11 protein-coding genes and 1 tRNA gene are annotated in these 13,554 nt (G+C 37.6%); 2 read left to right on the top strand and 10 right to left on the bottom strand.

Annotation, left to right across the window (positions count from 1 at the left end; all coding sequences use genetic code 11):
* Positions 1–146: 146 nt before the first annotated feature.
* From tkt to dnaQ, 9 genes are all read right to left on the bottom strand, one after another.
* Entirely contained in the window at positions 147–2,141 is a 1,995-nt protein-coding gene (gene tkt / locus P3L56_RS04350) for a transketolase (RefSeq protein ID WP_206227136.1), read from the bottom strand.
* Between the two features lie 603 nt (positions 2,142–2,744).
* Positions 2,745–3,434 (bottom strand): hypothetical protein, encoded by a 690-nt coding sequence (locus tag P3L56_RS04345; RefSeq protein ID WP_042847024.1) that lies wholly within the window; start codon positions 3,432–3,434, stop codon positions 2,745–2,747.
* Positions 3,435–3,468: 34 nt separating this feature from the next.
* A complete protein-coding gene (locus tag P3L56_RS04340) occupies positions 3,469–5,085 on the bottom strand; it encodes a fimbrial protein (protein WP_232370519.1) in 1,617 nt (538 codons plus the stop codon).
* 7 nt (positions 5,086–5,092) lie between these two features.
* Positions 5,093–7,591 carry a TcfC E-set like domain-containing protein gene (locus tag P3L56_RS04335; protein ID WP_166685883.1) on the bottom strand — a complete coding sequence of 833 codons (2,499 nt, stop codon included), beginning with the start codon at positions 7,589–7,591 and terminating at the stop codon, positions 5,093–5,095.
* A gap of 18 nt (positions 7,592–7,609) precedes the next feature.
* Complete coding sequence (locus P3L56_RS04330; RefSeq protein ID WP_048608337.1) at positions 7,610–8,293, bottom strand: hypothetical protein; 684 nt, start codon at positions 8,291–8,293, stop codon at positions 7,610–7,612.
* 91 nt (positions 8,294–8,384) lie between these two features.
* Positions 8,385–8,990: a common pilus major fimbrillin subunit EcpA gene (locus P3L56_RS04325; RefSeq protein ID WP_042846883.1), complete on the bottom strand. Its 606-nt coding sequence runs from the start codon at positions 8,988–8,990 to the stop codon at positions 8,385–8,387.
* A gap of 131 nt (positions 8,991–9,121) precedes the next feature.
* A complete protein-coding gene (locus P3L56_RS04320) occupies positions 9,122–9,442 on the bottom strand; it encodes a helix-turn-helix domain-containing protein (RefSeq protein ID WP_042846884.1) in 321 nt (106 codons plus the stop codon).
* 1,015 nt (positions 9,443–10,457) lie between these two features.
* Positions 10,458–10,534: transfer RNA gene (locus tag P3L56_RS04315), tRNA-Asp, on the bottom strand.
* A gap of 152 nt (positions 10,535–10,686) precedes the next feature.
* Positions 10,687–11,448, bottom strand: a complete 762-nt coding sequence (dnaQ, locus tag P3L56_RS04310; RefSeq protein WP_042846885.1) for a DNA polymerase III subunit epsilon — start codon at positions 11,446–11,448, stop codon at positions 10,687–10,689.
* A 54-nt stretch (positions 11,449–11,502) separates the two neighbouring features.
* On the opposite strand from dnaQ, the gene rnhA reads away from it, so the two are divergent.
* Positions 11,503–11,973: a ribonuclease HI gene (gene rnhA / locus P3L56_RS04305; protein WP_042846886.1), complete on the top strand. Its 471-nt coding sequence runs from the start codon at positions 11,503–11,505 to the stop codon at positions 11,971–11,973.
* Here the strand turns inward: rnhA and P3L56_RS04300 are convergent.
* Entirely contained in the window at positions 11,970–12,704 is a 735-nt protein-coding gene (locus tag P3L56_RS04300; protein WP_042846887.1) for a class I SAM-dependent methyltransferase, read from the bottom strand. The genes rnhA and P3L56_RS04300 overlap by 4 nt on opposite strands.
* A 33-nt stretch (positions 12,705–12,737) precedes the next feature.
* On the opposite strand from P3L56_RS04300, the gene gloB reads away from it, so the two are divergent.
* The gene (gene gloB / locus P3L56_RS04295) at positions 12,738–13,490 is read left to right on the top strand and encodes a hydroxyacylglutathione hydrolase (RefSeq protein WP_042846888.1); all 753 of its coding nucleotides are present in this window, start codon (positions 12,738–12,740) and stop codon (positions 13,488–13,490) included.
* Positions 13,491–13,554 lie beyond the last annotated feature (64 nt).

The raw sequence follows: 13,554 nt of genomic DNA, 5'->3' as shown, positions 1-13,554 counted from the left end.
TAGAGTTAGATTAAGGGATATATTTACAGAACGCAATAGAAAAGCAGATATTCATGCACAAAAAAACAACGCCCAACTCATCGTCAAGCGTTGTTAAGTCACATAACCGGAATTAGCCGTAAACCCCTGCTAATTCCTTAACATTTTTATTTCAATAAAGACTTAGCCGCTTCAACCGCTTTTTCTACGGTAATGCCAAACTCTTTGAATAGCTCTTCAGCCGGTGCAGACTCACCAAAAGAATGCATACCGATGATGGCGCCATTTAAGCCTGTATATTTGAACCAGTAATCGGCAATACCAGCTTCAATAGCAACACGTGCGCTAACATTTGCAGGTAATACCGCTTCACGGTAAGCCGCATCTTGTTTATCGAATGCATCGGTAGAAGGCATGGATACAACACGAACTTTACGGCCTTCTGCTGACAGTTGTTCTGCCGCTTTAACCGCTAATTCCACTTCAGAACCTGTCGCAATAAAGATTAGCTCAGGAGTGCCCGCGCAATCTTTCAGGATGTAAGCACCTTTCTCGATATTCGCTAGTTGCTCAGCAGTACGTGGCTGTTGCTCTAAATTCTGACGAGAGAAAATCAGTGCGCTTGGGCCATCTTTACGCTCAATGGCATATTTCCATGCAACCGCAGATTCAACTTGGTCACAAGGACGCCATGTGCTGAGGTTTGGAGTAACGCGCAGGCTAGCTAACTGTTCAACTGGTTGGTGAGTTGGACCGTCTTCCCCCAGACCAATAGAATCATGTGTATAAACGAAGATGCTGCGAATTTTCATTAACGCGGCCATACGAACAGCATTACGTGCGTATTCAACAAACATCAGGAATGTTGCACCGTAAGGGATGAAACCACCATGTAATGCAATACCATTCATGATAGCTGACATACCAAATTCGCGTACACCGTAATGAATGTAGTTACCTGCAAGGTCAACATTCAATGCTTTCGAACCTGACCACATGGTCAAGTTACTTGGCGCTAAGTCCGCAGACCCACCCATAAATTCAGGTAATACTTTACCAAACGCTTCTAAAGCATTTTGTGATGCTTTACGGCTTGCAATGTTCGCTGGGTTTTGTTGTAGTTTTTCAACAAACTGTTTCGCTTCAACATCAAAGTTTGCTGGTAATTCACCGTTCATACGACGAGTAAACTCAGCCGCTAACTCAGGGAACTGAGCGGTATACGCTGCGAATTTTTTATCCCATGCGCTTTGTTTTTCTTTACCTGCAACACGCGCGTCCCAAGCTTCATAAATATCTTTAGGGATTTCGAATGGGCCGTAGTTCCAACCTAATGCTTCACGTGTTGCTGCAATTTCTGCATCACCCAAAGGTGCACCATGGACAGACTCAGAACCCGCTTTATTTGGCGAACCAAAACCAATAATGGTTTTGCACATAATCAGCGTTGGTTTGTCTGTTTGGTTTTTCGCTTCATTAACAGCCGCATTGATTTGCGCTGCATCGTGACCATCAATATCACGGATCACATGCCAGCCATAAGATTCGAAACGTGCTGCTGTATCATCAGTAAACCAACCTTCAACTTCACCATCAATCGAGATGCCGTTGTCGTCATAAAAAGCGATCAGTTTATTTAATTTGAGAGTACCCGCTAAAGAACAGGCTTCATGAGAGATACCTTCCATCATACAGCCATCACCCATGAAAACATAAGTATGGTGATCAACAATATCATGGCTAGGACGGTTGAATTGCGCTGCTAATGTGCGCTCTGCGATAGCAAAACCGACTGCATTTGCAATGCCTTGCCCTAAAGGACCTGTCGTAGTTTCAACACCTGGAGTATAACCATATTCAGGGTGACCCGGTGTTTTAGAATGTAATTGGCGGAAGTTTTTTAACTCTTCAATAGGTAAATCATAACCTGCAAGATGCAACAAGCTATAAATTAACATAGAGCCATGACCATTGGATAATACAAAGCGGTCACGGTTCGCCCAGTGTGGGTCTGCTGGGTTATGATTCATATGGTCACGCCACAGCACTTCAGCAATATCAGCCATGCCCATTGGCGCGCCAGGATGCCCTGATTTTGCTTTTTGAACCGCATCCATACTTAGAAAGCGGATAGCATTAGCAAGGGTTTTACGAGTCGTCATCAGTATACTCCAGGTAGGATAAAAACGTACTTAAACCAATTTTTACAACGCGATATAAATACTTCTACTTCTATTAACACCTACACACCAACCATTCAGTTTATCAATGCATAACAACTTTTTCAGTCTTTTAACTGATACCATTAGCCACAAGAGCTTACACATGACAACTTGAATATTATGAGCAGAGTGATTGAAAGTAACGTAATTCCATTCATACCGCAATATTTGCTATGTTCATGGCAGCAGATCGAAAAAAATTAAACTGCTGCAAAGCTGAATCCATTCCATTGCGCAAAATATCCCTTAGGGCTTACATTTTTGCGCAATTGACTAGTCTTATTAAACCTGAGTTCACGGTCTGGGATCAAGGTGATTTATCCATCTTAAGCATTTAGCTGCCACAATAGTGATAATAGGCAAAGTTTTAGGCAAAAAAAGTATGAAAAACTACCGACTGCTTCCGAGTGTAAACCTAAGCAAGGTTGGCTCCAAAAGGGGTTATATTTCAAATCATAAGAAAAAAGCCAGAGACTGGCTAATCTCTGGCTTATCATTGGCCCATACTGAAAAATAGCCCGCTTGATGAGTGGCTTTCTTACTCTACTTAGCCCCTTCGCAGTTACCAATTGAATAATATTTATTAAAAATAACGATATACTTACGGCTTTTCTTTTTCATACTACTATCACGAAACTCTTGCTGAGGTAGTAGATACAGCATTAATGGCACCTCATTTTCATCAACCTCACAGCTTTGATGAATCAATACACGAAAATAAGTATTTCCTGTATTTTTCAATACGCCGCTATCACTATTTATTTCATATTTAAAATCAATATTTTTAGGCCTTACCACAAAGTAAGTTTCCAAACTGACTGTTGGATAAAATAAAGATTGTCGGTTTTGCCTGTTATCACTTTGAACATCAAGGGCTGTTTCACTAATCACAATCTTATAATAACGTTCTTTATTATCTTCTTGACCACGATAAAAAATTTTAAAATATTCCTGTTCTCCTGGTAGTAGGACTTTTTTCAATGGAGTGAAAATAATTTCCCCATCCTTAATCGCGTTTCCTTGTTCTTTTTCGTTTGGTTTATCAATTTGATAAGCACTAAAAGTATATAAATTTACCTTTTTCGTATCATTAACATACGGTTTTGAAAAAAAACTATTATTAGGTTCTAATGAAGAAATATCCGAACTCAAATAAAGCGCATATGCCTTTCCAAAAAATAAAAGCAATAGTAACAACAAGCTACTGAATAATTGTTTTCTACGTACTTTCATTATTATATTAGCGGACAGGAGCATCGACTTAATATTACAAATGTACATCTGGTCCCGTCCAAGTCGCTTTTACAGCCACAGTTCCACTTGCCGATACCGTTCCTAGCCAATCAATACCATCTAACGTAAACAAAGAGTTTGAATCATTCATTGGGAACCGTAAATCTAAGTTGGTACGATAAAAAGAGCCTAAATCTTGATTGGGAATATCCCATGGAGTTTCCGTCCATAATGCATTATCCATAGAGACTTCCGTGCCATCGCAACTTGAACGATAAGACTCCTCAACTCCCGATGCGTTCTTAAACGAAAGGTAAGCTGGAAAAGGGACATGGAACTTATCATCATCCGAACTAAATAAGCAGTAAGCTTGCCCACTCACATTAACCGTAGGCCCCTCTACTCTAGCGGTAATTGAGTCGGCCTGCCTTGGACCACTTGTTGTTACAATATAATTAAACTCAATTGCAGGTTCATTGGCTCCAACTTTACCTGTTTTTGACGGATTTGGAATAAAATCAGAAGGAACAATACTGATACTATAGTCACGAGGCTTAATCACTAACTGATTTGAGGGGGTAAATTCATAATATCCCGATTGTGGCGCTGCAGCTGGGTTAGTAAATGAAAAAGTAAAGAAATCCTGGCTATTAGTAAAATCGACGTTGTTCGTAATTAACTGCTTAAAAAACGTATTAGAAAAAAAGATAGATACGGAATCATTCGAAGTTTTGAAATAAGTGTTTGCTGCGTAAGTAGAATTATAATTCCACCAAATATTTGACCCGTCATCAGGACCTATTTTTATTGATGCGCTCGCAGGCGTAAATGGAATTAACGTTGAGTTAACTTTTAAACTCAATAAGATATTTGCAAAAATATCCCCTGATGTCTCATGCTTAACAACTTGGCATATCAAGCCATTCACATTAGCAACAATGCCAATCCGGCAAAATTGAGCCCCTGGCCCCAAACTTGGATTACCATTGCTATCAATATAAACCTCTTGCATCGCACCTGTTGAGCTCAACTTTATATGCCCTGCCTTCGTCATCGTAAATTCATGAGAAGCAATAATATTTCCACCGACTCCTTGGCAGGTCTCGCCCTTAGAAGGGTCATAATCAATATTTGTCATGCAGGCACGATAACTATATGTCTCAACCGCACCAACAGGGAGTTTCTGAAAATATTGGTAAGTCGACTCACTAAATATACCTCGAGCATAAATGCCTTCACCTAAGGTGTCAGATTGCACTATCTTATATGCACCGTTTTTTCCAATATATTGAGCTGGCCAATAACCGCTATCACGATGACAGTAATTACGCATACAGCGGTTACCAATAAACGGGCTGTCGATGGGGGAGTTTTCAAACCAAATATCTACATTTTGGTTTGCTCTAATGGCAGTATTGGTATACCCCATATAACCTAAGCTCTCCTGTGATTTTGCTGAATAACGGGAAAACTTATTCGCCCCTGTAAATCGTGGGTCTAATGATCTGGGAGTAACGAAGTATTCATCATCTATCCCATTTTCAATAAAAACATAGGAATTACTAAGGGCTATCGCTATGACAGAGGAACTATAAAAGCCACTAAGCAATGCTAACACCGGAAGTAATGTATACATTATTTTATTTATCATAAAATTCTCATTGTCTTAATGCGACGGTTTTCTGTGGATCACAGGTTACATCACCTAACCATAACGCCCCTCTAGCACCCTCTAAATTCAAATCAGCTTCGCAAATTGTTTGCTCATCTTCTTGTAAAAGAGAAATAACGGGGTAACGAATATCGACATCCATCGAAAATTCGCCATTATGATCTGTTTTTGTTCGGCCAATATGATTGCGGATTGATGCATATTTTATAAACTCACCATCAGGGGATTTAAGGCGACCAAATACCGTGACTAATTGCCTGACCTCTGGTTTATAAAAAGCGATATTTCCAGGGTATAAAGTGACAGATTTATTTCGTCCAGAGACAATATCAAAACTATCTTTAGACTTAGCGTCATTCATTAATTGAATGTCATAATCAGAATAAGGTGATAATGGGATAAATGTGTTCGTACCACTAATTGGATAACTTTGCCCATTAACACGAGCTGTCATACTCCCCGCGCCATGTATATCCGAATGGATAATAACACCCGACTTCCCTTGTTGACCGCTCGGCATAACTGTTCCATTGCTATATGCAACAGCACCTCTTGAGGTAAAATTACCATTTATTCTATTGCTGTCAGGTCGGTTAATAGTCACCATGCCCGAGTTATATTTAGTTTCATAAGAGGCGTAACCCATGGTTGAGAAATCAGACTCCCCATTATTTTTATCTCTAACCAACTTAGAAACTGAGCCGCCTATATTCGTAATTGCCGAATTTTCAAAATTTTTATTAGCATAAATATTTGCTTTCATGTTGCCATTACTTGATGAAAGCCCAGTGCTTAACCATGTTGATAAAGGTAATGAAAAATCAAGGCTAATAAATTTTTCATTCATACTTTTTTGGTCATCATAGTGGTAACGCTGTACGCCTGTTCTTAAGCCAACCGTACCATAGCGGCCTGAAAATAGCGTATTTGCATACTCATAGTTGATAGAATCACCGCCAATACGTTTATCTGTTGTACGACTAATGGTAAATGACCCTGCTCGCTCAAAGACTTTATCAATATTTAATGTTGCACCGTAAGAGTAGCTATTTGAGTCATAGATAGGTAATTCGCCTTTTACTACCGCTTTTTCTTTTGATGCCCAAATAGAACCGTAACCATCAGGAATACTTGACGATAGGGTAGCAATATTCCGATGACTGCCATGATTCTCAAACATCCCCTGCCAAGACAATGAGATATACTGATTTAAAGAAAGGTTAATGCTACTTTCATTAATCAAAAAATCATCATAGCCGTAATTAGACATCTGAATGTTAACCCCAGATAAGACAGGGAAACTTTTTGCTGCAGAAACCCCGAATAAATAACTTTGCTTGAGCGGCTCACGTTGAGTGTATTTCCCTCTCACATAACGCTTCTTATCAAAATCAACATATCCCCCGTAAATCTCCCAGTTGAGTTTGTCAAAATTGACACCTCTTCCCCCGAAAGATTTATTAATAGTTTGATGTTGAGTTGTCACAATCTTGCCATCCACAACCGTTTCAATAGTAACGTCATAGATACCAAATGGTAGAATACTGGTGTCTACTTCAAAGCTTCCCATTGGGAAATTTTGAATGTTTAATAATTTTCCATCGCGATATATACGAGCTTCACCAGGACTATTCAAAAAGACGTAAATAGGGGTTAACGAATATTTTGAATTGACCACGACACTCGAAGCATTATTACCAACTGAAACCGCATAAATTTTGCTGCTATTTAACGTTGTTAAACTAGCGATAGACTGTAAGTTCCATGTACTCATTAACCCGAGAGCGAAGCGTAACCCATTAAAATCACGCTCATACATTGCTCGATAGAGCTCAGTATTAGAGTTTGACTTTCCAATACTGTACGCCGAAGCATTAATATTGATATGATGCTCTGCGATCGCAAATAGGGTATCTAAATTAAAATAACTACTAGATGAATTTTTACCTTTTTTTATCTGACTCTGAAAAATACCGAAGTCATAATTAACTACGGAAGAGAAAGCATCAACAGACGAATTTCCAAGAGAAAATTGGCGTATTTTTTCCTGAGGAGCAAATGCATCACTATCCACATCTAAAGATAGATTAAATGAGGATACATCGAGTTGTAACCATGCATTTTTATCAACTTCAATATTATTTGTCTCATTGAAGAATGACTCTTTCTTACTTTCTAATTTTTCAATTAATAATTGGTTTAATTTTGGTCCTTGACTAGCATCAACTAAATGAATGTTCGCAAGCTTAATCTTTCCTTGTTCTACAACTATAATAGCATCTGCTATCTTATCTTCACTTTGATTCTTCTCTATATCGCTATTTAGACGTAAAAATACAGGGACAGACATACCTTCTTCCAACGCAATAACAAAAGCAGGAGGAATAATATACCCTCCAACTTTAATACGCTTTATGTCCCTAGCATAAATAGCATTTGAAAAAATAAAGCTTATTATTGATAACGTAATAATACTTTTATGCATAATTAAGCCCTAACCCTGCTATTTGACAACAATGAAATTCCCTTTGTGCCAAATACCAATACTTGTTTTTTTATTATTTACATTGACTAATTGAAGTTTCACTGCCAAGTTTGGCATCAAGTAATAGCGCTCTCGACATATACCTTCAATTCCAAAAGTTATTTTTTCTGTTAAGCAAGGGCCTGATGCAACAACACGGAAAGAAGTATTTCCTAAATTAGCAACTTGGTATTTTTCATATTGATATCGAAAGTTTTCCACCCTAGGAGCGACAACAAGTATCGTGCTTATCGTCGCTGATGTTGTTGCAGAGGCTGATTTTGAACTTTTCGTTATTCCGCTTTCACTTATTGGGTCATCTTTCCAATTTAATCGGTAGTAACGTTCTTGATCATCTTTAGGGCCATTATAAATAATTTTAAATATGTCTCTTGCTTTGCCCGGAAGAATAATATTCGCTGGTGTTGACAATATCTCATTAGGGTCATTAACGGGAATAACTTTTCCATTCTCTAAAGGAGAATCTATTTTTTCAATGCTTAAATTTACCAACCTTGCTGCATCGACCGTATTTTCAATTTCCTTTGACAAGGTGTTTTCTTCAGAAGAAATAATTTCTGTTATATTCCCAACATTAACAGCCAAACTATTTTTCAGTGGAATAATTGATAATAAAATGAGCGCAAGAATTGTTTTTTTCATAATAAAACTCAAATAAAAGACGATAAAGATACTATTTCCTTATATTATCTTTATCGTAATAAAGGATTTGTTATTTAATTAATGAAATAACTTATGGTGTAACAAAAGTTCCTTCCCAATTTGCAGTAAATTGAACTTTTACATCACCATCCCAAACGCCATCAGCAAGATCTTTAAATTCAGCTGCCGCACCTGCAGATTCTGCACTTGCAATAACGAATGTAAATTCACCACGGTCTGTTGCACGGTCAGAACCATTATAAACACCATCAGCAGCTAAATTATCTAAACCAGACGTTAAACCACCAGCAACATCAATTAAAGTTGTCTCCGTTGCCGTATCTAAGTCAGTTCCATTCCATTTAACACCCACTTTTAATGTGGAGTTATCAGTAGTTCTTGATAATGTATTAGCAATCACTTTTGAGGTTAATTTAAAATCTGTAGCACCTGACTGCCCTTGAATAGCAACATCAAATGCCCCATTTTGCTGATTAAAACTTTGTTGGCCTTCGGCATAATTAAATGTCAGGCTTTTTAACGGAGTAACAACTAACATACTTGTTGTATCTTTAATTGCGGTTGCTTGCCATGTTGCGGTCGCTTGTGCAGTGCGCGTATCCGCATTCGCAACAGTAGCAAAAGAAGCAGCAATAATCCCAGATAATAGTACAGACGATATTCTTTTATTAAACATTGTTATTCTCTCTAATTAAAATTAAATACATACCAAATAAAAATTACATAGTATAAAAAACACTTTTAGTTGTGTTTTTTATAAAATATAATCTTGACCACTAAAAATGTAATTAAAAAATATTTTTATTATTATTTTTTATTTAAAAAATTATCCATTAAGTAATTACTTAACAAGTAATTTTTTTTATTAGATTCTTCCTTAGCCATTTTTATATCAAAGTCATGTTCATTTTGAACAAACATTATTAGTTCAACCCAATTTTTATCTAGTATATTCAAAAGTTGACTTAATTGGTCTATGGTCAAAGATGTTTTTCCAGTTTCATAGCGTGAAATTTGTTGCTGGCTGACATGCATTAACTTTGCTAGTTGCTTTCCCGTTAGATTTTTTTCTTTTCTGGACTTTCGTAAAAAAACCCCCGCATAATAACTTAAGTTATTTACTTCCATAAGCATTTCCAAAATTTTCCCGATGACAAAATTCAAGTAAAATCATTCAATAAATGATAATCATTAATATATTTATATTTAATAGGATAAATTATTTGATAATAATTCTCTGACTATTAATTTATACTTAATAATATAAATTGATTAAAAAACGTGTAAAAATGTTTAAACCTATCAATGTTAGAAAATCAATAGATTAACTCTATTTAGGTGTTTTTTATGAACCACATTTCAGTTTTATCACCAGATAAAACACGTAGTCAGAGTAGAAAAATGATAAGTAACTATGTGATAAGTAAATTATTTTTTGATGTGAAAATATTGTTTTTTATATTAGTAAAATAAGTTGCAAAAATTATTTTAATTAAAACATAATATATTTAATGGACATTTAAATTAATACTATTTTTCATTTTGTTACAATTTGGCATGTAATGTATAAATAAATTATTACGATAACACATAATATGAGTATTAAGGATTTATCTCTACGAAGAGATCATTATTTAGCGTTAAGATCGAGTATGATATATTTATTGATGTAAATCAAAAATGTATTCAGTTAATTTTACTCTTTTGAAGAATTTAAAAAATAAAATAATAACTAGAATAACAATCGTAACCGAAACAATTCATCAATGATATAAAAAGTACACACCCTCAATTCGCCAAATACAGCATAAAAATCGACCTATTTTAGCCCATTAAATTAATAACCAAATAAAATAGTTTCAGTAAAAAATTGATTAACCTACCACAAAATAGGTAACCATTTGCTAAAAAACAGCTCTTATTAATAAACTGATTGTTATCTATTTAGTCATTTAGCCTTTCAATGATACAACGCAGTTGATAGTGACAGCTCTCCATCCGATTGAACAAAGGTCTAAAATTAAACTTTTTTAGTCTAATATACAGATGGTTAAGCAACTGATAATGAAATAAAACTATTTTGACAAGATGAGATGATGAGACAAAAAAAAGCCCCGAGTTAAAAACTCAGGGCTTTAATATTTGGCGGAACGGACGGGACTCGAACCCGCGACCCCCTGCGTGACAGGCAGGTATTCTAACCAACTGAACTACCGCTCCGGATGTTCCCTTCTGGGAACGCCAAGCATATTACGAATACTTTGCAGCCCCGTCAATACTTTTTCTTGGGAAATCGCGCAGTTGAGCAGTTTTTAGCCTTAAATAGCACACTTAATTTGCATGCCATCATTTGTACCAATACATTCTATATATCAATGTAAATTTTCAGCCTCATCAGAAGACTGCCGCCAAAGACAAGGTTTTCCCCCTTTCTTATCGACAATGTCTAATCGCGCTTCGTGGGCAATGACCTCTTCATCGGAAGCATAGAGTACTTTCAAGCCTGTTGTCGGTCGTTCAATTCTTTGTATTTCATTGGCTTGCTCATTATCGGCGGACTCAGACTCCATCGAAAATGACAACGATGTTTGCCCACCCGTCATTGCTAAATAGACGTCAGATAAAATCTCCGCATCGAGCAATGCCCCGTGTAAAGTACGCTTAGTGTTATCAATTAGATAACGATCGCACAATGCATCTAAGTTGTTTCTCTTTCCGGGGAAAAGGCGACGAGCTAAAACCAAGCTGTCCGTGATCGTACAAAAGTCAGCCGTTGGTGGAATACCTTTATTGAGCTTACGAAATTCATGATCCATAAACCCGATATCGAAGGGGGCATTATGAATGACTAATTCAGCGCCACGAATAAATTCAATAAATTCATCCGCAATATCTGCAAAAACGGGCTTATCTTGCAAAAACTCATCGCTGATCCCATGCACTTCAAATGCTTCAGGGTCCACTAAGCGATCGGGTTTAATGTACACATGAAAATTACGCCCTGTGAGTCGGCGGTTAATCACTTCAACTGCACCAATCTCAATTATATTGTGCCCTTCATAATGAACACCGAGTTTATTCATACCGGTTGTTTCAGTATCAAGAACAATTTGTCTGGTTATCACCGTGCTCATAATGTTTTTTTGTGTCAAACTAGAAAGGAACGAATAATATAGAGTGTAACAGAAATGACAAAGCAGGTAGAAATTTTCACGGACGGTTCCTGTTTGGGTAACCCTGGCCCGGGGGGATATGGTGTTGTTCTACGTTATCAACAGCATGAAAAAACGTTGAGTGATGGGTATTTTTTAACCACAAATAACCGGATGGAACTACTTGCGGCTATTGTCGCCCTAGAATCACTGAAACGGCCTTGTGATATCATATTAACCACTGACAGCCAGTACGTCCGCCAAGGGATCACCCAATGGATCCACGGTTGGAAACGCAGACAATGGCGTAAAGCGGATAAGTCTCCCGTTGTCAATGTAGACTTATGGAAGCGCCTCGATGAAGCTATCCAACGTCACACTATCGACTGGCGCTGGGTTAAAGGGCACGCAGGTCACCCAGAAAACGAAAAATGCGATGAGCTTGCTCGCGCGGCGGCGTCATCTCCAACCAAAGAAGATACCGGCTACCAACCTGCACAAGATTAACGATTATGGTTAACTTTAGTGCGTTCACTCAGCTCTTTTGCCGCACCTAAAGCCGTGCCTATTTTAACTTTCGGCTGCTTAAATTTTAACGGCGTTGGCGTGAGCGGATAAGTCCGTTTTCGCGCCACAATAACACTTAGTACCCCTATACCACCGCCATGTTTATTAATCCGTCTGTGTGAATTCATCCAAGGGATAACATGACAATTACGATGATATAAAACTTCATAGTTTAATAAACTTAGCCAATCAAATACCCTTAAAGCAGGAAAAAACCGGCTACAATAAGGTTGCCGTTTACGTAGAACAGGTACTAACTTTGCTAACCCTGCTAAGCTAAAGGGGTTAAACCCTGAAATAACTAGCCACCCATCATCAATTAATACACGGTCGACCTCCCTTAGAAGCCAATGTGGGTCGCTATCATAGGCTAAACAATGAGCCATTAAGCATGCATCAATTGATTTCTCAGTAAAGGGCAACGCCCCCGGTTGAGCAATAAGATTAAACCGCGGGTCATTATTCCCAACATTGAACTGATGAGAAATTAGGCACTCTTGGGTCTGGATTTCAGTACTTAAATGGCCTAACTTAAGGAGATGAAAACCAAATATCTTTGGCCACCAAGGCCTTAATTGGTTTTCTATAGACTGCCGGTATTGCTCTCCAAAAGGAATATCACACCAACTAACGGGCATTTGGAGCTTTTTATCAATACGTGCAGGCTTCATGAAATTCCCCTATTAACAAGTATCGAGGTCGTTATGGAGTTAATTCGAGTCCCAGCTTTAAATGATAACTACATTTGGGTTTTAGCTGATAACCAGCAGTGTATCATTGTTGACCCTGCGGAGGCAGAGCCTGTGCTCGAAATAATTACCGCACAACATTTAACGCCAGTCGCTATCCTCTTAACTCACCACCATAATGACCATACCGGCGGTGTAAAAGGCATTTTAAACAAATTTACATCGCTACCTGTTTTTGGACCTAAAGAAACTGAAAATAAAGGTGCAACAGAATTAGTCGAAGAAGGTGATACTGTCATTATTAACCAATTTAAATTCCAAGTAATTGCTTTATCTGGGCATACCCTTGGGCATATTGGTTTTTACCAAGCGCCTTATTTGTTTTGCGGTGATACTTTATTTTCAGCTGGTTGTGGGCGTATTTTTGAAGGTACACCAGAACAAATGTGGCAATCTATTCAAAAAATTGCAGCGCTCCCAGACGAAACATTAATATGCTGCGCCCATGAATATACCTTGTCGAACCTTAAATTTGCTCACCATATCTGGCCTGAAAATGAAGCGATTACACAATATTTACAAAAAATAACGCAAATGCGTGACAAACATCAAGCAACAGTTCCTACCCTATTGAAAGATGAGAAGAAAATAAATATTTTCTTGCAATGCGACAATCAACAATTACAAAAAAAACTCGAAATTAATATGCAAAATCCCCCTTTGAGAGCAGTTTTTACCCTTTTACGTCAATTAAAAGATCAATTTTAAAGTTTAATGATTGTCATCATGGGGTGGGATAAGTATTATTGTTCGACTTTTAAACATTGCAACG

The sequence above is a fragment of the Providencia sp. PROV024 genome, from assembly GCF_032709665.1.
Classification (GTDB): Bacteria; Pseudomonadota; Gammaproteobacteria; order Enterobacterales; family Enterobacteriaceae; genus Providencia; species Providencia huashanensis.
The sequence above is the reverse complement of the archived record's forward strand: the minus strand, read 5'-3'. Positions and strand labels throughout refer to the sequence as shown.